At 43.4% G+C, this 18,782-nt stretch carries 19 protein-coding genes; 10 read left to right on the top strand and 9 right to left on the bottom strand.

Going from position 1 to position 18,782, the window contains the following annotated elements; all coding sequences use genetic code 11:
• Positions 1-57: 57 nt before the first annotated feature.
• Genes KW060_RS12870 through KW060_RS12860 form a run of 3 tightly spaced genes read right to left on the bottom strand, consistent with a single transcriptional unit; the run spans position 58 to position 2,396 of the window.
• On the bottom strand, positions 58-921 hold the full coding sequence (locus KW060_RS12870; RefSeq protein ID WP_249035794.1) for a YihY/virulence factor BrkB family protein: 864 nt from the start codon (positions 919-921) through the stop codon (positions 58-60).
• Positions 922-1,890: a DnaJ C-terminal domain-containing protein gene (locus tag KW060_RS12865; RefSeq protein WP_249035793.1), complete on the bottom strand. Its 969-nt coding sequence runs from the start codon at positions 1,888-1,890 to the stop codon at positions 922-924.
• 38 nt (positions 1,891-1,928) lie between these two features.
• Positions 1,929-2,396, bottom strand: a complete 468-nt coding sequence (locus KW060_RS12860) for an RT0821/Lpp0805 family surface protein (protein ID WP_274757292.1) — start codon at positions 2,394-2,396, stop codon at positions 1,929-1,931.
• 89 nt (positions 2,397-2,485) lie between these two features.
• Between KW060_RS12860 and pdxH the strand changes: the two genes are divergently transcribed.
• Genes pdxH through KW060_RS12840 form a run of 4 tightly spaced genes read left to right on the top strand, consistent with a single transcriptional unit; the run spans position 2,486 to position 4,666 of the window.
• Positions 2,486-3,061 (top strand): pyridoxamine 5'-phosphate oxidase, encoded by a 576-nt coding sequence (pdxH, locus tag KW060_RS12855; RefSeq protein WP_249035792.1) that lies wholly within the window; start codon positions 2,486-2,488, stop codon positions 3,059-3,061.
• Positions 3,061-3,966: a cation diffusion facilitator family transporter gene (locus tag KW060_RS12850; RefSeq protein WP_249035791.1), complete on the top strand. Its 906-nt coding sequence runs from the start codon at positions 3,061-3,063 to the stop codon at positions 3,964-3,966. The genes pdxH and KW060_RS12850 overlap by 1 nt, the downstream gene beginning before the upstream one ends.
• Positions 3,966-4,292, top strand: a complete 327-nt coding sequence (locus KW060_RS12845) for a DUF6122 family protein (RefSeq protein WP_249035790.1) — start codon at positions 3,966-3,968, stop codon at positions 4,290-4,292. The genes KW060_RS12850 and KW060_RS12845 overlap by 1 nt, the downstream gene beginning before the upstream one ends.
• Before the next feature lie 20 nt (positions 4,293-4,312).
• On the top strand, positions 4,313-4,666 hold the full coding sequence (locus KW060_RS12840; RefSeq protein WP_249035789.1) for an ArsC family reductase: 354 nt from the start codon (positions 4,313-4,315) through the stop codon (positions 4,664-4,666).
• Between the two features lie 6 nt (positions 4,667-4,672).
• Here KW060_RS12840 and KW060_RS12835 read toward each other — a convergent pair whose 3' ends face one another.
• From KW060_RS12835 to KW060_RS12820, 4 genes are all read right to left on the bottom strand, one after another.
• On the bottom strand, positions 4,673-5,575 hold the full coding sequence (locus tag KW060_RS12835; protein WP_249035788.1) for a DMT family transporter: 903 nt from the start codon (positions 5,573-5,575) through the stop codon (positions 4,673-4,675).
• A 109-nt stretch (positions 5,576-5,684) separates the two neighbouring features.
• Positions 5,685-6,530 carry a carboxylating nicotinate-nucleotide diphosphorylase gene (gene nadC / locus KW060_RS12830; protein WP_249035787.1) on the bottom strand — a complete coding sequence of 282 codons (846 nt, stop codon included), beginning with the start codon at positions 6,528-6,530 and terminating at the stop codon, positions 5,685-5,687.
• A gap of 1 nt (position 6,531) precedes the next feature.
• On the bottom strand, positions 6,532-7,533 hold the full coding sequence (nadA, locus tag KW060_RS12825) for a quinolinate synthase NadA (protein WP_249035786.1): 1,002 nt from the start codon (positions 7,531-7,533) through the stop codon (positions 6,532-6,534).
• A 66-nt stretch (positions 7,534-7,599) separates the two neighbouring features.
• Positions 7,600-8,889 carry a Y-family DNA polymerase gene (locus KW060_RS12820; protein WP_249035785.1) on the bottom strand — a complete coding sequence of 430 codons (1,290 nt, stop codon included), beginning with the start codon at positions 8,887-8,889 and terminating at the stop codon, positions 7,600-7,602.
• A 147-nt stretch (positions 8,890-9,036) separates the two neighbouring features.
• Here KW060_RS12820 and KW060_RS12815 point away from each other — a divergent pair, with 147 nt between their 5' ends.
• The 5 genes from KW060_RS12815 (at position 9,037) to KW060_RS12795 (ending at position 16,154) form a co-directional block, all read left to right on the top strand.
• Positions 9,037-10,299 (top strand): threonine/serine exporter family protein, encoded by a 1,263-nt coding sequence (locus KW060_RS12815; protein ID WP_249035784.1) that lies wholly within the window; start codon positions 9,037-9,039, stop codon positions 10,297-10,299.
• Between the two features lie 15 nt (positions 10,300-10,314).
• On the top strand, positions 10,315-10,863 hold the full coding sequence (locus KW060_RS12810; RefSeq protein ID WP_249035783.1) for a hypothetical protein: 549 nt from the start codon (positions 10,315-10,317) through the stop codon (positions 10,861-10,863).
• A 120-nt stretch (positions 10,864-10,983) separates the two neighbouring features.
• Positions 10,984-14,112 (top strand): VPS10 domain-containing protein, encoded by a 3,129-nt coding sequence (locus KW060_RS12805; protein ID WP_249035782.1) that lies wholly within the window; start codon positions 10,984-10,986, stop codon positions 14,110-14,112.
• 170 nt (positions 14,113-14,282) lie between these two features.
• The gene (locus KW060_RS12800; protein ID WP_249035781.1) at positions 14,283-14,624 is read left to right on the top strand and encodes a hypothetical protein; all 342 of its coding nucleotides are present in this window, start codon (positions 14,283-14,285) and stop codon (positions 14,622-14,624) included.
• A gap of 147 nt (positions 14,625-14,771) precedes the next feature.
• Entirely contained in the window at positions 14,772-16,154 is a 1,383-nt protein-coding gene (locus KW060_RS12795; protein ID WP_249035780.1) for a phenylacetate--CoA ligase family protein, read from the top strand.
• On the opposite strand, the gene KW060_RS12790 is transcribed toward KW060_RS12795, so the two are convergent.
• Positions 16,138-16,548, bottom strand: a complete 411-nt coding sequence (locus KW060_RS12790; RefSeq protein ID WP_249035779.1) for a hypothetical protein — start codon at positions 16,546-16,548, stop codon at positions 16,138-16,140. The genes KW060_RS12795 and KW060_RS12790 overlap by 17 nt on opposite strands.
• A 174-nt stretch (positions 16,549-16,722) precedes the next feature.
• Entirely contained in the window at positions 16,723-17,100 is a 378-nt protein-coding gene (locus tag KW060_RS12785; RefSeq protein WP_249035778.1) for a hypothetical protein, read from the bottom strand.
• A 209-nt stretch (positions 17,101-17,309) separates the two neighbouring features.
• On the opposite strand from KW060_RS12785, the gene KW060_RS12780 reads away from it, so the two are divergent.
• The gene (locus KW060_RS12780) at positions 17,310-18,779 is read left to right on the top strand and encodes a Na+/H+ antiporter NhaC family protein (RefSeq protein ID WP_476704316.1); all 1,470 of its coding nucleotides are present in this window, start codon (positions 17,310-17,312) and stop codon (positions 18,777-18,779) included.
• Positions 18,780-18,782 lie beyond the last annotated feature (3 nt).

Raw genomic sequence — 18,782 nt, 5'->3', positions numbered from 1 at the left:
AAATGATAATCGTGTGTATATCAATTCTAAAATATCCTACACAAATTTGCCTAAATTTCAATCGCTTGGCTCGTTTTTTTCTAATTTCTCTAGTCTATGATGATAGAGCGCCGCATTAATTTCCGCGCCAAGGATAAATCCGACACTTAAAAAATAGAAAAATACCAGTGCGATCATAGCACCGGCGAGGCTTCCGTAGGTCACATCATAGTTGCCGAAATATTTCAAATACATGGAAAATCCGTTACCAACGATCATCCATAAAACGATTGCGGCTAGTGCACCCGGTGCTACAGGCCCGGCGATGGTCAATTTCCTTGGTCTAAGCACGAAATAGGCGAGACAAAGTGCGCCAAATATAAGCCCGAAACTGGTTGATAACCGGATTAGGTTCCATAATAAATTCCAATCTGTATCAATGGGAATAAAGCTTATTATGGTTTTCCATATGACAGGTCCGAAGACGAGGGCCGTCATACCAAGGATGATGCTGCTGGCGGAAAGTATGACAAGCAGTAGATTTTCAGCACGGCGTCTGATGTATGGGCGCCTTGTCACCGTGGAATAGGCACGAACATTCGCAAGACGTGCCGCATCAATAGCGGATGATGAAACCCAAAGCGCACCGATGATACTGAATGTCATAATGCCCTTGCCGGATGTGGATACCATTGTTTCAATGGGACCCCTTAGAACCACCACAACATCTTGCGGCATATTGTTAAATAATGCATCAAGTGCCTCGGTACCCGCAGCGGATTGGCCAAATGTGCCAGCGAGGGATACCAAGAAAATGATAAATGGAAATAGTGCGAGCATGCCAAGAAAGGCAAGATGTCCGGCCATTACCATGCCATCATGCTTATTAAAGTTAGCAATGGCTTTAAATAAAAATTTTATGAAACTGATGGGTTTTTCCATTTAATCCAAATGACCGCGAATCTTGTTTATTTCTGCTTCTTTATCTTTAGATGACCATTTTTTAACAGTATTTTCAAGCCCGGCCAAATTATCGCCTAGTAACATGATTTGCAGTTTGACCAATAAATCGCCTCTTTTTTTGGTTTTTGGGTCCATTGCACCCTTTTCTTTTAGGCGCATTATCTTTCCGGAACTGGAATGTTTCGGAACTTTAAGGGCGATTTTCCCTGTTAAGGCGGGTACGGTTACTTTTGCCCCCATCACCGCTTCTTCGAGTGTTATGGGTAAATCAATCAGAATGTCATTGCCGTTTCTAGTGAAATAGGGATGCTTTTTGATATTAACTTCGATTAAAGCGTCACCGCTTGAACCACCACCGGTTCCGGGTAAGCCCTGGCCTTTAAGCCTTATTTGCTGGCCTTCCTTCACATTGACGGGTGTCTTAATGTTCAGGGTCTTGCCATTTTCCAAGGTGATTTGTTTTTTGCTGCCAAGAACGGCATCAAGAAAATCAATATTGATTGTGTAGGTTTTATCCTTACCGCGTTTTCTTGGAGACTGCGCACGCGCTCTGCCGCCTGCGGTTCTAGCGCCAGCGCCACCACCCATGCCACCAAAAATACTTGAAAATAAATCTTCTGCGTCGAACCCGGCACCAAATGGGTTACCGCCACCACGGCCGCCACCAAAACCGCCGCCATATGGATTGCCGCCGGCATTTTGGCGATATCTATGAAATCCTTTTTCGCTGCCGTCCGGGTTAATCTCGCCGCGGTCGTAACGGGCTTTCATTTTTTCGTCACTTAAAAGGGCGTATGCCGCTGAAACCTCTTTAAATTGTTCAGCAACCTTTTCATCACCGGGGTTTTGATCCGGGTGAAGTTTCATCGCCAGCTTACGATATTTCTTTTTTAAATCGGCCTGGCTCGTATTTTTATCGACGCCGAGTACTTTATATGGATCTTTCATTATTCCATTCTACATAAATTAAGTCGTGCTATTTATAATCAGCTATTTATAATTTTCCAAGTGCCGTCTGGCATGCGGCATGCTGTACCATAGGCAGTTTCCTGTTCGCCGCCAATTGTCACTGTTTGCTGATATTCACGGCAATATTCGCCTTGTGTGTCTTGATAGGCCGGTTGCGGTGTTACGGTGCCGCGGTTTCCGCTATCTGGGTTATACCATGTTTGCGCCTCGCCAGATACGCCACTTTCAAGTGCGCCTTGCGTTGTATTATACATTTGTTGCTGGTCTGCTTCGTCCAATCTGCGGCCAATTTCACGGCCAGCATAGGCACCAGCAAGTGTGCCAAGCATCACACCAGTTGAACTGTCACCGGTAATTTCAGAACCAATGATGGCACCACCAATAGCGCCAAGCAATGTGCCGCTTTCTTCTTTCGTACAAGACATGACTGATAATGACATAAGCATCATCAAAGTGATTTTTGCAATGCTCTTAAAATTCGTCATTTCTTTATCCTTTATATTGCTTTAAATATATTCTTTATTACCTATCATATAGTTAATAATTAAATAAAGCATTACAAGGTTGGAAAAAAATGCAGGATCCTTTTGAAAGATTTGCCGAATGGTTTGAAGAGGCAGGAAAATCCGAAGATATGGCAGAGGCAATGTCAATTGCCACAGTTGATGATCAAGGCCGCCCATCAATAAGAATGGTATTGTTAAAAGACTATAGTCCAGAAGGGTTTGTATTTTATACAAATCTACAAAGCCGTAAGGGGCAGGAAATTGCCGGAAATCCAAACATGGCATTTTGTTTTCATTGGAAAAGCTTAGCAAGGCAAGTTCGTATTGAAGGCGAGGTTGAGCAGGTAAGTGATGAAGAAGCTGATGCATACTTCGCGAGCCGCCCGAAAGATAGCCAGATTGGCGCCTGGGCATCAAAACAAAGCCAGCCGATGGAAGGGCGATTTGAATTTGAAGGTCGTATTTTAAAATATACTACCAAATATGGTATTGGCGAAGTACCGCGTCCAGAATTTTGGTCAGGGTTTAGACTTAAACCACGCCGTATCGAATTTTGGCAGGATAGAAAATTCAGACTTCATGATCGTCATATTTATTTGCGCAATGAACAAGGGGATTGGGATACAGAAACCCTTTATCCATAATGAATGAAATCACGACCAAACAGGAATCAGAAAAACTTTTAAAGCGTGCAACAACCGCATCGGTAAGTGTTGCAGTGACGCTTATTATCCTAAAAACATATGGATATGTTGAAAGTGGTTCGGTCGCGATTTTTGGTACGCTTCTTGATAGTGTGATGGATAGTCTTTCGTCGATTATTATTTTCGCGGCCGTCCGGTTTTCAATGGTACCGGCCGACGATGATCACCGTTTTGGTCACGGTAAAGCAGAAGCGATTGCAGGATTATTACAAGCCTTTGTCATTACCGCGACATCGATACTGCTGATGTATGAGGTGGTCGATAAAATTAAAAACCCTGAAGAAATAGCGAAAACCGAGCTGGGTATCGGCATCATTATCGCGTCCATTGTGCTTACGGTGCTTTTGGTGATTTATCAGCGTTATGTTGCGAAGAAAACCAAATCCATCGCCATTGAGGCAGATGGAATGCATTACACCGGGGATATACTGTTAAACCTTGGGGTTGCTATATCGCTGGTGCTTGGGGGTTATTTCAATATGGTTTATGCCGATCCATTGTTCGGCGGGATTGCCTGTCTTTATCTTTTGCATAGTGCATGGGAAGTTTTTAAAGCCAGCACCGATGTACTTATGGATAAGGAAATGGAAGATGATGAAAAAGAAAAAATCATATCCATCATCAAATCACATGATAGGGTTATTGGCATACATGAATTAAGAACCCGATATTCAGGGCTTAATATTTTCATTCAGTTTCATATGGAGCTGGAAAATGGCATCAGTCTTTTTGATGCCCATGAAATTTCCGATCAGGTCGAAGTCAAAATCATGGAAAATTACCCAACAGCGGAAGTATTCATCCATGCCGACCCAGAAGAAGTGGTTAGCGGGTCCAAGGCATAATGGAGTTTATCCCAAACTTACAAACGGTTGTTCATTATAGCCTGCATTTTATTGTACCGGGAATGCTCGCGTGGCTTTTCTTTAAAGATAATTGGAAATGGGCATGGTTTATCATGATCGCGACCATGTTGGTTGATCTGGATCATTTGCTGGCTGATCCGATATTTGATCCGAACCGCTGTAGCATTGGTTTTCACCCATTGCATTCATATTATGCCATTGCATTGTATTTTGGGATGCTTTTTATAAAAAATACATATGTCCGGATCGTGGGGCTCGGATTATTGTTTCATATGGTTACGGATTTTCAGGACTGCCTTTGGTAGTAAAAATAAAGGAATAATTGATGATAAAAATATTCGGTATTAAAAATTGTGACACCATGAAAAAAGCATTCAAATGGATGGATGCAAATGGTCATGATTATACATTCCATGATTACCGTAAAGACGGCATTGATGAAGAAATGGTTGCTGAATTTGTGGATGCGCTTGGGATCGATCTGGTTTTAAATACCCGTGGCACCACATGGCGCAAATTGCCGGATGATCAAAAAGAAAGCCTTGATGATGCGGGTAAAATAAAATTGCTTGCGGAAAATGAAGCCATGATCAAACGCCCGATTTTTAAAATCGGTGATGACTGGGCCATTGGTTTTGCGAAAAAGGATCAAGCCGCCCTTGAAGAGCGGCTTAAATAAGATTCTTTATGGTAATGATTTTTGCTCTGTCGCCCGGTGATTTAACGGCGGGAAGAACTGAGCCATTAATGTACCAATAAGCATCAACACACATCCGATTAAGGCTTGTGGCCCCAGTATTTCGTTTAAGAAATAATATCCTGCGGCCGCAGCGAACACGGCTTCGGTGTTAAAAATAAGCGCCGCTTGTGATGGTGGCGTTACTTTTTGACCATAAATCTGGATCGTATATCCCATCGCAATGGCAATCATGCCGCTGGCCGCGATATAGAACCATTCTGTTGGCGTAGTAATTAACAGACGTTCACCTGTGATAATTGCGGCAATAAAGCTTAGCATTGCACAGACAAAAAATTGTCTGATTGCAAATGCAATCGGATGATGTCTGTGTGAAATATGATCAATAACAATCAAATGTAATGCCCAGCAAACAGCACTGATCAGAATGAAAAAATCACCCTGCTTCATGCTTAAGCCTTCCATTCCGGAAAGCAGATAAAGACCCGCGCAGGCAATAAGGATGGCAACCCAAATGCCGTGCTTATAACGGTGGCCGATAAAAACACCAATGATCGGTACAAAAACGATGTATAACCCGGTAATAAATCCGGCATTAGATACGGTTGTGTTTTTAATGCCGACTTGTTGAAAAGCAACCGCAACGAACATGATCGTTCCTGCTATGATCGTGCTGATCAGCATATGGCGTTTATCACTACTTTGCATGATATCGATGTTGCCGCGTCTCATATACCGGATCGGCAGAAGACACAGGCTCGCCAGCAAAAAGCGAAAGGCGTTATAAATAAACGGATCCATAAGATCCATTGCCAATTTTTGAATGACAAAGCTGAAGCCCCAGATGGCTGCAACAAATAATAATAATGAGTTTGATTTAGCGAGTGTCATGGAAGGTCTCCTCACTTAGTTTAATATTCAGGATAAGTCCTTCCGGTCTTTATCAAGGCCGGCCAGTTCGGGGAAACTGGATACTGAATATAAGAGCGAATATGCCAGTTTAAACTTTATAGTCAAGCCCAATATCAACGGCAGGTGCAGATTGTGTGATGCGGCCAACGGAAATATAATCAACGCCTGTGTCGGCGATGGATTTGATGGTTTCAAGCGTTACACCGCCCGATGCCTCAAGCCCCACGCGGCCTTTATATTTTGAAACGGCATCACGTAGCATATCATTTGACATATTATCGAGCAGTAGGCGGTCCGCGCCTGCGTTCACTGCTTCTTCTGCTTGATCCAGTGTGTCGCATTCAACGGTAATACCGATGGTGCTGGCGTCTGAACCGTAATTTTTTGCGGCGTCAATGGCGGCCTTAACTGAACCGACGCTGGCGATATGATTGTCTTTAATCAGTATCCCGTCATCAAGACGCATACGGTGGTTCATGGCGCCGCCCATTTTTGTGGCATATTTCGCGAGTTTCCTGAACATGGGTATGGTTTTTCGGGTATCAAGTAACCGACATTCCGTATGTTCGATTTCTTTCACATATGTGCGGGTCAATGTGGCGATACCTGATAAATGTTGCAACACATTTAGTGCGGATCTTTCTGCGGTCAGGATGTTTCTTGCGTTTCCTTCAAGGCGCATGATGACATTGCCAGCTGTGACCTCAACCCCATCTTGAACCAGAATTTCAACCTTGATCGCAGGATCAACCGTGTGGATGATTTTTTCGGCAATCTCAATACCTGCAATCACCATATTTTCACGGGCGTTCATTTCTGCCTTCAGGATATTATCCGCAGGAATGGTGGCAAGCGTGGTCAGATCGCCACGGCCGATATCTTCATCGAGTGTCATTCGGATGAATGAACGAAGTTCTTCCTTGAATAAAGGCATCTTAGAAAGCACGTCCTGATTTTGGTGGAACGGGGGCTTGTGCCGGTGACATTTCAAGCATTTTATTCAGTGGGGCTAACGCTTTTTTGCGTGTTTCCTCATCCACTTGAATTTGTGGCTCAAGCGTGTTCAGGCAATGATAAAGCTTTTCCAGTGTGTTTAATGCCATATATGGGCATTGGTTACAGTTACAATTACCATCTGCACCCGGGGCACCGATAAATGTTTTATGGGGTGCTGACTTCTGCATTTGGTGCAGGATGCCTGGCTCTGTCGCCACAAGGAATTTTTCTGCCGGATTATCAAGCACGAATTTAAGGATCGATGATGTTGATCCCACATGATCCGCGTGATCCAGAATATGGGCTGGACATTCCGGGTGTGCTGTTACCGGTGCGTCCGGATGTTCCGCTTTAAGCTTAATCAGTTCTTTTTCAGAAAAGCGTTCATGAACAATGCAGCTTCCTGGCCAAAATACCATTTCACGGCCTGTTTTCTTGGATAGATAGGCACCAAGATGGCGGTCCGGTGCCATCATTACTTTTTGATCTGCCGGAATTTGGTCCAGAATATATTCGGCGTTTGATGATGTGACGATGATGTCGGAAAGCGCCTTAACATCAGCGGAACAGTTAATATACGTCAGACATAAATGTTCAGGATGTGCTTCACGGAATTTTTTAAATTCTTCCGGTGGGCAGCTATCCTCGAGTGAACAACCCGCATCCATATCTGGTAGAACCACGGTTTTTTCCGGGCTAAGGATTTTTGCGACTTCCGCCATGAAGCGTACACCGCAAAATACAATCACATCTGCGTCTGTTGCTGCGGCTTTACGGGATAGATCAAGACTATCACCGACAAAATCGGCCAAATCCTGAATTTCAGGGTCCTGATAATAATGCCCAAGGATTACAGCATTTTTTTCTTTTCTCAGACGCTCGATCTCGGCAAGGAGTTCGGCTTTCGGCATGGTTTCATTTGCCGTTAATGGAATTGTCATGTCATAATTCCTTAAAGTTTCCAGTCATGACTTCTATGTAAGGCTTTGATGGGCGTCTTTCAAGAATTATTCATGAAATTCAGCCTTTTCAGGTATACGGGTAAAGGCGATTTTGGTGCCGCTAAAGCGTGACATGCTTTCGGGAAGGGTGCCAAGAACCACGGTATCAAGGCCATATTTTTCATTGATTTGATCCATTGCGGTTGAAAGTTTGGCATGTTTTTTTTGGGTCTGCGCCACCGGGTCATCGAGTTCTTTAAACATGTCCGGCATTATTTTATCGGCGGGTACAAGACCGTAAAAACTGACGCCGATCTGTTTGATGCGGGGCGGGGTGCCGTCCTCGATCATTTTTTCCCACAGCATATTAAGCGCGTTTAAAAATGAAAAGCTGTCTTCGGCGAGCGGGATTTTAATATCGCTGGTCCATTTGTAACGCTGCCCTGTGTTTTTCGGTACATCAAACCGCACATAAAGCGCATAAAGTTTCGCAAAATAACCAAGACGCCGCATGCGGCTTGCGGCCTTAAGCGTCAGGCGGCGTGCGACGATCCTTGCTTTATGTCTGGGCCGCATAACGGGGGCAAGCACGTGGCTATGGCCCACGGTGCGGCGCACGGGGTCTTCGTTTGTGGTGGTTTCAATACCGCGTAAGGCATACCAGAACCGTTCCCCCTCGACACTATGCCAGATGCGTCTTACGTGTTTTGGGTCAAGGTTCCAAAATGTGGGCAGGTCCGTCACCCCCGCACGGCGCAACCGTTCATTCATATTGCGGCCAATACCGGGCAAGTCGGAAAGTTTTATATGTGCAAGACGTTCGGGAAGTTCCGTGGCGTAAAGCACACTAAGTCCATTTGGTTTTTGTAGGTTGCTTGCCACTTTTGCGAGGAACCGATTGGGACCAATACCGATAGATGACCCAAGGGTGGGACCCACATTTTCTGCAATGGCGCGTTTGATGTTGCGGGCGATTTCAAGGGCGTTTTCTTCTTCGCGTTCCGTGCCCATCAACCGGCATGCCACCTCGTCAATGGAACATATTTTGGTAAGCGGCAAGAATTTCGCGATTTGGTCCATGATTTTATGATGATAATCCACATAATAATCATGACGTGCCGGTACGGTGACAAGGTCAGGGCACATTTGTCGCGCCTGATAAATCATTGTGCCTGTTTTAACGCCTTTTGCTTTTGCCTCGTAACTGGCGGCAATGGCACAGGTCGCGTCCGTGTTGGACGGCACAACCGCCACCGGACGACCACGCAGGCGCGGATTCATATGTTGTTCAACGCTGGCAAAGTAACTGTTTAAATCAAGATACAGCCACCCCAGCCCTGTCGGAATTTCCAACATGGTTCGATTCTTCTCTTTAATGTAATGAACGACTCATGATATCAAATAAATAAGAACAAAACAAGAACATATAAAAATGAAATAACGTCATAATTAATTTGTTTTTCTTTTTTATAAAAATCGCTTAACGTCAATTTTAAGACAAAAATGAATGAGTTAATGGCCATGACGGATCAGGTTTTAACAGACGAAAGAACAGTAAAATACAGCGTTGCCAGACGCTTTATCATCAAGCTTGGCATCATCGCCCATGGGTATGGCCCATCGGCGGCGCGTCTGGAATCATATCTGAAACAGGTGACAGAGGCACTTGGATACGGTGGTCATTTCCATTCGACACGTTCTGAAATCATCTATGCCTTTTGGAAAGATGACAAAATGGACCAAATCGTCCATATGGAAGCCGTCGAAAAAGGCAGCTTTAACATGGCGAAGCTCGCCCGTGTGGGTGAGGTGGTCGAGGCGGTCGTGGGCGGCGGTATGACCCTTGATGATGCTTATGATATATTGATGGAAATTGATGAACTTCCCAACCCGTGGGGCCCTTTTGCCAAGGCGGTCAGTTTCTTATTCATTGGGGTCGGCTTTGCGGGGCTGATGTCCGGCAATATATTGGATATTGTAATCGCGGGAACGCTGGCGATACTTGTGTATGGCAATGTGCATGTGGCCCATCAATATGGGGGCAGGGTTTTGGAATTACTACCATTTTCCAGTGCCTATACCATCGGGATTATAACCGCGGTGATTAAAATATTTATGCCGGAAATCAACGTGTCGGTGATTGTGCTTGCCGCGATCATCAGCATCATTCCCGGCTTTTCGGTTTCGGCCGGTATCGTGGAAATCGTCAGTAACCATGTGGTGTCGGGCAGTGAAAACCTGATCAGTGGTGTGATTTATTTGCTCAAGCAATTTTTTGGTGCGTGGTTCGGCCTTGCGACCATCGGATTTTTGTTTCCGGGTGATCCGGTGCCCGGCGCCGTTAGTGAAAGCCTTGGTTTATGGTTGTTTTTACCGCTGTTGTTCATTGGCCTTGGGATTGCGTACCAGTCATTAATACGCGATTTTCCGTGGGTGATGCTGTGTTGTCTTATATCCTATCTGGGTGTGATATTCGGTAACACGTTTGAAATTCAATATCTGGGAACATTGGTTGGCGCGATCACCGCCACCGTTTACGGTAACCTGTGGGCCAGAAAATTTAATCGCCCCACATCAATCGTGCTTGTCCCCGCCATCACCGTGATGGTCAGTGGATCGGTCGGTTTCCAAGGATTAATGATCGCCGCTACCGAAGAAAGCAGCCGCGGTTTCGATCAATTCCTGCAAATGTTCATTGTGGCACTGGTGATTTCAGCGGGTCTACTGATTGCCAATACAATTGTCAGGCCGAAGGTGACGTTGTAAGTAGAGGGGGAATAAATGGGGACTATAATAATTCAAGCAGTGGATGATGGAAAGGATTGGTCGAGTGTTGAGACTGATGATGTAGATATCTTGTATGTTCTAGAAGGTGTTGGGAGGAGTAGATGCTATTTGTATTTAACAAATGAAGTATACCATATGGGCCCTACACATGTTTTTGGATCTCCATTAGATGTGATGCTAGACGGTATTACCGAATTTTTACAAAGCTACAATGATATTAATTTCACATGGTATGATGAGCCAGGAACATATGACTGGTTCATCTATAAAGACAAAAAAGAACCTCATGTTATGGAAGTTGAGATTATTGAATATGAAGATATAGAATCGGATTTGAAAGGAAAGTTACCAAAATCTGAGGTATGTAAAACAACTAAATTCAGAGTAAAAATAAAAGTTTTTTGTACTTGTCTTTTAAAACAAATTGAGAAGATCGAGTTACTCTTGTCAGAGAAGAGTTATAGTGATCGCCGAAAAAAAGATTTTGATTTCATTAAAATTCAAAATTTTAAAGAAGCTTACGACAAGAGATTTGGGTACTAGTAAGATATTATACAGAAACAAGTTCAGCATGAGTGTTATAAGTTAACATCTGCCATTGCCAACCCACCTATTCCCTTGTAAGCTCTGGATCATTAGAAACAAAAAATCTGGGAGGATAGAATGGGATTTAAGTTCAAATCCAATTTATTGACATATTGTATGACCGGGATTGTCGGGGCGGGGCTGATGACAGTGCCGGCAAGTGCGGCTGACGGTATTATTAACGAAGATAACCTTAAGGCGATGGAATACCGTCTTGTGGGGCCGTATCGCGGTGGTCGTGTGACCACGGTGACGGGTGTTGTTGGTGATGATCAGACTTATTACATGGGGTCAACCGGCGGTGTGTTTAAAACCGTGAATGCGGGCCATACGTGGGAACCTGTTGATGATGGTACGTTTGGTACCGCATCTGTCGGGTCGGTGACCGTTTCAAAAACAGACCCGAATGTAGTTGTTGTCGGCATGGGGGAAAGTCCATACCGCCATGTGGCATCCAGTTATGGTGACGGTGTTTATATGTCCACTGACGCGGGTAAATCATGGAAACACATCGGTCTTAAAGACGCGCGTCAGATTTCAGAAGTGATCGTAATGCCGAATGATCCGGATACAATCCTTGTGTCGGTACAGGGCAGCCCGTGGGAAGAAACAGAAACACGCGGCGTATATAAAACCACAGACGGCGGTGAAACATGGGAACGTACGCTCTTTACCAATGAAACATCCGGCGGCGTGGATATGAAGATCGACCCGAATAACGCGCGTATTATTTACGCAACCATGTGGGATCAAAACCGTAACCCGTGGGGCATGCGTAGTGGCGGCCCGGGCAGTGGTATTTATAAATCCATGGACGGTGGTGACACGTGGAAAGAAATCACAAATGGCCTGCCGGATTATCTAGGTAAAATCGGTATCGCGCCATCGGGCGCGCAGGATGGTTTGATCTATGCGCTTGTGGAAGCGGGTGATGATGAAAGAACCGGCGAGGATAGTGGTCTTTATAAATCCGTGGACGGCGGTGAAAACTGGACACATGTGACGGAAAACCGTCAGCTTGTTTCCCGTTCATGGTATTATATGCATATTTATGCGGACCCGAATGATGCGGATACGCTTTATACATTAAACGCGCCAATGTATCGTTCAACGGACGGCGGTAAAACATTTGACCGTATCCGTACACCGCATGGTGACCATCATGGTCACTGGATCAATCCGGATAACAGTCTTAACATGATTAACGCCAATGATGGTGGTGCGACGGTAACGTTTGATGGTGGTAAAACATGGTCATCCATTCATAACCAACCAACAGCGCAGTTTTACCGCGTTAATACGGATAACAGTTTCCCATTCCGTATGTTCAGTGGCCAACAGGATAATTCATCGGTTGGTATCGCCAGTAAGGGCGTAAGCGGTGACATGGGTGAGGATGCTTATATTTCTGTGGCGGGCTGTGAAAATGCCCATGTGGCCATGGATAAAAATAATCCGCGTTATATGTATGGTGGTTGTTATCTTGGTCAGCTTAATGAATATGACAGCGATACAAAAATCCGCAGGAATGTGGAACCATACCGCGAGCTTGGTTTCGGGGTTAATCCGAATGAACGTCGTTATCGCTGGAAATGGAATGCGCCGGTGCTTGTATCCGCACATGATCCAAAGGTGATTTATCACGCCAGTAACGTGATCCATAGATCAGACGACCGTGGTGTGACATGGACGGACATTAGTCCTGACCTGACCAAAAACCAAAGTGAATATCAGCAAACAAACCCTGATACGATCACACGTGAGGTAACAGACAGTTATAATGCGCTGCTTTCGGTTACAGAAAGCCCATATGATGGCAATGTCATCTGGGCGGGTTCCGACGACGGTATGCTTTCCAAAACAGAAGACGGCGGCGCCACATGGGAAGAGGTCACCCCACGTGATAACGAAGACGGTATGGTAAATTCCATCGAAATTTCACCGCATGATCCGAATACGGTTTATATCGCAACACCGCGTTATAAATATGATGATCATAAACCATATATTTATAAAACAACCAACAATGGTCGCAGTTGGGACCTGATTACGGATGGTATTCCGGAAGGGTCATTTGTACGTGTGGTTCGCGAAGATCCGGTTCGCCCGGGCCTTTTATACGCAGGAACGGAAACGGGGATGTATATTTCTGTTGATGGCGGTGACAACTGGCAAGCCTATCAACAAAATCTGCCGACTGTTCCGATCACGGATTTACAGGTAAATGGAACTGACCTTGCCATTTCAACGCAGGGACGTGCTTTCTGGGTGCTTGATGATCTATCACCACTTCGTCAGGGCGCGGAAGACCGTGATGAGGATGCAGCATATCTTTATGCACCAGCAACAGCCTATGATGCACGTGTTGGTAATATGACCATGCAGGCGGTAATTTATTATACGCTTGGTGATGAATATGATCTTGCGGAAAAGCCGTTAAAGATGGAAATTCTTGATGGTTCTGGCAATGTGGTTCGTACCCTTAAGTCGGACGCGAAAAACCGTGATGGCGGTGGATCGGGTAGTGCTTATAAGCTTCCGGCGAACAAAGGCTTAAACAAGGCAATGTGGGATTACCGCGGTGAAAATTATTCAAAGATCGATGATCTTTATATTATCTCCGGTGGTGATGACAATATCACTGATGGCGCTAAACAACGCCCGGGTGAATATACGGTGCGTCTAAGTTTCGATGGCGAGGTAATGGAACAACCATTAACAATTTCATATGATCCACGCATTGAAGTAACAGATGCGCAATTGATGGAAAAATATGATCTGACGGACCAGATTGATGCGGCCCTTCGTGATCTGACCGATAGCATCAAAACGGCACGCGATGCCCGCAAGCAGGCGAAAGCCCAGCTTAAAGATGATGCCAATGATGAAGATCTTAAAAAACTGGCCCAGGAAATCGTTGATGCCGTGGATGCATGGGAAGCAAAAGTGGTCAGCGTTGACCGTACATATTTCCAGGACATCTTAAACTGGCCGGATATGGTGTTTGCGGATATGCAGGATATTTACCGCATTGTCGATAATATCGTGCCGCCAATGAACCAGCGTATGCGTGACCGTTTCTCGCATATCAATGATCGTTGGGAAGCGCTTAAGCCAGAATATCAGGCAATTTTAAGCGGTCCAGTTGCAGCGTTTAATGACGCATACTTCCAAAAAAGAAGTAAGGTTATTTTAGCTAGCGAATAAGTTGTATTGATAGAATGTATTTAAAGAGCGTCCTGAGTGGCGCTCTTTTTATATGTTTTGTGTACTGCTATGTCCTAATTTTCATAATTTATTAACCTTGAATTGTAACGTATTGTTTATACTTCCTTGTTACAATACAACCTTGACTCGAACATGGTGCGGCAAAAAAAATGATAGGTTTAAATAAGTTAAAGGATATTTTAACAGATGAGGATGGTTCAGATAGGAACCAGATACATGAACAAATTAATAATGATGTGGAATATGATCCATATTATGAAGATATAAAATTAAAAAGCATTTCCGCTCTTGAAGAAGAGGTGCTTTATAATGAAGATGAGCCGATAAAATCTCCTGTTCATGAAAAAATAGAATTTACTGAAAGACGGCTTTCTGAATTGCTCGAAGAAAATGAAGCAAAAGCAAGACAGGCCCTTAAAATCATTGAAAAGCTTGATTGTGAGGATTTTTGCAGTTGGACTTCCGCTGTTGAGGAAGATTGCGAAGAGTAATGTTTTTATATATTACGGCTAAATGAAGCGCCCAATGGGGCGCTTTTTTTGTGCCACTATAAATGTATTATTTCTTTTCATTTTAACTCTTTAAATCAATTGTTTTTTGTATAGAATAAAATCAAAAAATAGACATGCAGTTTTAAAATGAAAAATTATTCTCCTGATTTACTAATTCCCGGTGCTATTCCCGGAATGGTGTGGCCCGCGGTAAACGGCTCTTCATCATCAACGCTATCGGTTATCTCTGACCAGTTGGAAAAAACACAGTGGTGGAGCAAGGAACAAATTCTTGAGGCTCAGTGTCGTCAACTTGGAAAGTTATGCGAATTTGCACGTAAAACAACACCTTTTTACATGAAGCGTTTAAGTGGCTTGAAGATCGATAGTGAAAAGGGAATTGATTTAACAGAATTTAAAAAGCTACCAATTTTAAAGCGTGCTGATCTTCAAAATAATTTTGAGAAACTACAAACTACTGATTTGTCTTTGGAAAGAGGGCCGATTTACGAAAATATATCATCCGGTTCAACGGGTGAGCCTGTAAAAACAAAAATGTCGAGTTATCTGAATGAAGTAAATGTTGTGCTGCAACGCAGGTGGTATGATTGGGTTGGTTTAGATGGCAGTCAGCCCATGGGTTATTTTACGTCTAAACTTTATCAAAAAGGGGATAATGATTTTCAGCATACGCATGGTTGGCATCTTAATTATCCCGATAATGATTATTATGTGAATAACGTTTCATTATCACTTGCCAAAAAAGTGAAATGGTTATCGGAAGTCAGACCAAAATATGTGGTTACTTATCCTTCCTATACCAAGGAAATGATCCAATATGCCAAGAAGCATGAAATTGACATATCGTCCGTAGAACATTTTCTGCTTTATGGTGAACCAACGATGCTTGGCCTTAGAGAAATGGCAGAAGAGGTATGCGGCGCGAAGTTATCCGATAAATATGCGAGCCGTGAAACAGGATGTATTGCTATTGAATGCCCGGAAAGTGGGCTTTTGCATGTACAGGGTGATAATGTTTATTTGGAAATTATCAAGGATGATGGAACTGATGCCAAACCGGGTGAAAATGGCAAAGTGATCGTGACTAGTCTGACGAATACAGCAATGCCACTGATAAGATACGAACTTGGTGATGTTGCTGAAGCCGGGCCCGACTGTAGCTGCGGCAGACAGCAAATGACAATTTCAAACATTCTGGGACGTACGCGTGACTTAATACGGTTGCGTGGTGGTGATCGGGTAAGACCGATTACGAACCTAAGCGATAAAGATGCCTTTATTGACGTTCGTAAATTGCAATATGTTCAAAAAACATATGATGACATTGTACTTAGATATGTTTCTGATGAGCCGCTATCAGAAGATATCCAGAACCGCATGATTAAAGCAGGTGAGGAAATGTTCCCTACTTTTAATTTTAATGTCACACTGGAACGCGTTGATGACATTCCGCAAAAAGATGGCGGAAAATTAAGGGATATTATCAGCGAAGTTACTGAAGAAACTTAATCGTTTCTAACCCGCGTCCGCATTTGCATGGTTCTCTGGGGCTAATTGGTAACCCAGATGCGACCCTGATAAGCGGCATCGCAAAATTATGAAGTGAAGAGGCGACAACACTACCATTTATGTTTTCCAGTAAAACTGAATCTGATTGTACATGAAGATTTCCTTCTTCTGGACAAGCAGCAGCTATCATACCGAACCCTTTTTGAATAAGGACTGGAATGATAGAAAGGCCTTTATCTTTTGCTTTTTCACAGATTTTAAGGTGAGCATTATTCGATACAAAAACGATACCGCCTTGCCAGTTTTTTAGTTCGTCATTTTCATAATGCTTTAGCAGTTTTTCTAAAATCAGAACGTTTGTACGACAGTAAAAGTTTTCTTGAATGTCATTCAACCATTCAGGAAGTGATTTTTCCTCAAGATTAAGTTGACCATTAATTCCAAGACCACTTTCTTTAGCAAGTTTCCAGCCATTTTGATTGGCCGTACTTACTTGAACATTGCCGATTGAAATGTCGACGAGCGTATTTTTTTGATCCCATTTAAAATCATGAAAAAGGCGGGCAAATCATGCATTGCGTATTGCCATCCAATACTGACTCACGACAATTTTTACAGGCGGGTGAACTGTAGATATTAATTCGAGAGGTAGTTTTTTTCCATGCTTTTCCGGCATATTTTGCAATATCATGGTATTTCCGGATTGGGCAATTTGTTGTATTGATGTTATAGGAACTTGTTTCCATAAATCAGCAAAATTGCGCGCTTTCTGCATATCAAAATTAGAGGCCATATTGGCGAAATAAGCCGCATTGTTTCTTGCAAACCCAAGTAAAAATTCCAATTGTTTTGTTTGGCCCTGTCGAATTTCCTGAAGAGATTGCCATTGCGTATCTAATAACTGAAGATACATGTCATTAATTAAAATGAGATCTTCCCCAGGCATTCTCGGCCATTCAAAGTAATCGTTATATTTTGTATATTGCATTGTCACGATATTGGTTTCTCTAATTATTTTCTAAAATCATATATAGCATTATGGTTTTGTTTTTGAAGTGATAAAATTATTTTAAAAACGGCGTGTGAACTATAACTCCTTGACCATAGTATATTTGGCGTTACTCTTGAATTTATAAAAAATAAGGGAGAGGAAGATTGGATACTTATGGGTTTTTATCGGTAATACCACCGGTAATAAGTATTTTTCTGGCAGTATATACGCGCAATGTTATTTTTTCACTGGCGCTCGGGGGGCTAAGCGGGACACTTATTCTTGGTGGGTTTAATCCATTCTTTGCACCTGTTTCCTTAATGAGAGACCATATATTTATCCAAGTCTCAAGCCCATCTAACACGCAAGTTATTATGATTACTTTGATTATTGGTGGGTTTGTCCGGTTGCTTGAAGAAAGTGGTGGCGCACGTGCCTTTTCAACAGCAATTGTAAAGCTTGTATCCAGCAAGAAAAAAGGACAGTTCGCGACATGGATTTCCGGTATCAGTGTCTTTTTCAGTGATACGGCAAATTCATTAATAGTCGGGCCTCTGTTTCGTCCCGTTTATAGAGAGCTTAATATCTGCCGTGAAAAACTTGCTTATATTATTGATACAACGGCTGCACCCGTTGTGATCCTGATCCCGGTGGCCAGCTGGGGCGTTTATATTATGAGCCTGATTGAAAATTCATATTTAGGAATGGGGATTAATGAAGAATCATATTCGGTCTTGCTTAGTGTCTGGCCATATCAATTTTATGCATTTCTTGCCCTTTTTGCTGTGCCGATGGTGATTAGTACGGGTAAAGATTTTGGACCTATGCTCGCTGCACAAAAAAGTTATGAAAACGAAACGATTAAGCAAAATGATGAATTGAGTAAGGAAGAAGGTGAGACCAAAATTATCATGGTGATCCTGCCTTTTGCGATTATGTTGACAGTGCTTGGTGGGGTGCTGGGTTATTATGCTTTTACTGAAGGTATTAAAAGTACACACGTCAATGCTGGGCTTTGTCTTTCATATATTTTTGCGTCAATGGGATGTGCTTATGTGATGAGACGCTATCAAGGCACAAGTTATACTGAAGCAATGAATAGTTTCTTTAAGGGGGTCGGCAATTTGATGCAGGTGGGCGCGATCCTTGCGCTTGCGTGGGCACTTGGTTCTATATGTCGGGAACTTGAAACAGGGCCATATCTTGCAAGCCTTGTTGGTGATGGATTAAATCCGGCCTTTTTTCCTGTAATTGTATTTTTCCTTGGCGCGATGATGTCTTTTGCCACCGGGTCATCCTTTGGAACATTTGCAATATTAATGGCAACAGTTCTTCCTGCGGGTCATATCCTTGGGGCTGATCTTGTGCTGACAATCGCGGCGATTTTAAGCGGTGGTTTATTTGGCGATCATACATCACCAATTTCCGACACAACGGTTCTAGCCTCCATGGGGGCGGGTTGTCCGCATATTAATCATGTAACGACGCAAATTCCGTATGCTTTAATTACGGGAGCGATGACGGTATCAGCATTTATATTGCTTGCGATTTATCAAACGCCTTATGTCATTATTGCAATGTTTTTTGTTCAGTATTTTGTAATCAGATTTCTAATGAACAGGTTTGGTGCATAAAAA

This window comes from Pseudemcibacter aquimaris (assembly GCF_028869115.1).
Classification (GTDB): Bacteria; Pseudomonadota; Alphaproteobacteria; order Sphingomonadales; family Emcibacteraceae; genus Pseudemcibacter; species Pseudemcibacter aquimaris.
Note: the sequence above shows the minus strand (reverse complement) of the source record. Positions and strands in the feature narration are given on the sequence as shown.

Excerpts from the sequence above, each read along its gene's own strand:
- KW060_RS12870 (WP_249035794.1), bottom strand. The coding sequence starts at position 921 with ATGGAAAAACCCATCAGTTTCATAAAATTTTTATTTAAAGCCATTGCT.
- KW060_RS12865 (WP_249035793.1), bottom strand. The coding sequence starts at position 1,890 with ATGAAAGATCCATATAAAGTACTCGGCGTCGATAAAAATACGAGCCAG.
- KW060_RS12860 (WP_274757292.1), bottom strand. The coding sequence starts at position 2,396 with ATGACGAATTTTAAGAGCATTGCAAAAATCACTTTGATGATGCTTATG.
- pdxH (WP_249035792.1), top strand. The coding sequence starts at position 2,486 with ATGCAGGATCCTTTTGAAAGATTTGCCGAATGGTTTGAAGAGGCAGGA.
- KW060_RS12850 (WP_249035791.1), top strand. The coding sequence starts at position 3,061 with ATGAATGAAATCACGACCAAACAGGAATCAGAAAAACTTTTAAAGCGT.
- KW060_RS12845 (WP_249035790.1), top strand. The coding sequence starts at position 3,966 with ATGGAGTTTATCCCAAACTTACAAACGGTTGTTCATTATAGCCTGCAT.
- KW060_RS12840 (WP_249035789.1), top strand. The coding sequence starts at position 4,313 with ATGATAAAAATATTCGGTATTAAAAATTGTGACACCATGAAAAAAGCA.
- KW060_RS12835 (WP_249035788.1), bottom strand. The coding sequence starts at position 5,575 with ATGACACTCGCTAAATCAAACTCATTATTATTATTTGTTGCAGCCATC.
- nadC (WP_249035787.1), bottom strand. The coding sequence starts at position 6,530 with ATGCCTTTATTCAAGGAAGAACTTCGTTCATTCATCCGAATGACACTC.
- nadA (WP_249035786.1), bottom strand. The coding sequence starts at position 7,533 with ATGACAATTCCATTAACGGCAAATGAAACCATGCCGAAAGCCGAACTC.
- KW060_RS12820 (WP_249035785.1), bottom strand. The coding sequence starts at position 8,889 with ATGTTGGAAATTCCGACAGGGCTGGGGTGGCTGTATCTTGATTTAAAC.
- KW060_RS12815 (WP_249035784.1), top strand. The coding sequence starts at position 9,037 with ATGAATGAGTTAATGGCCATGACGGATCAGGTTTTAACAGACGAAAGA.
- KW060_RS12810 (WP_249035783.1), top strand. The coding sequence starts at position 10,315 with ATGGGGACTATAATAATTCAAGCAGTGGATGATGGAAAGGATTGGTCG.
- KW060_RS12805 (WP_249035782.1), top strand. The coding sequence starts at position 10,984 with ATGGGATTTAAGTTCAAATCCAATTTATTGACATATTGTATGACCGGG.
- KW060_RS12800 (WP_249035781.1), top strand. The coding sequence starts at position 14,283 with ATGATAGGTTTAAATAAGTTAAAGGATATTTTAACAGATGAGGATGGT.
- KW060_RS12795 (WP_249035780.1), top strand. The coding sequence starts at position 14,772 with ATGAAAAATTATTCTCCTGATTTACTAATTCCCGGTGCTATTCCCGGA.
- KW060_RS12785 (WP_249035778.1), bottom strand. The coding sequence starts at position 17,100 with ATGCCTGGGGAAGATCTCATTTTAATTAATGACATGTATCTTCAGTTA.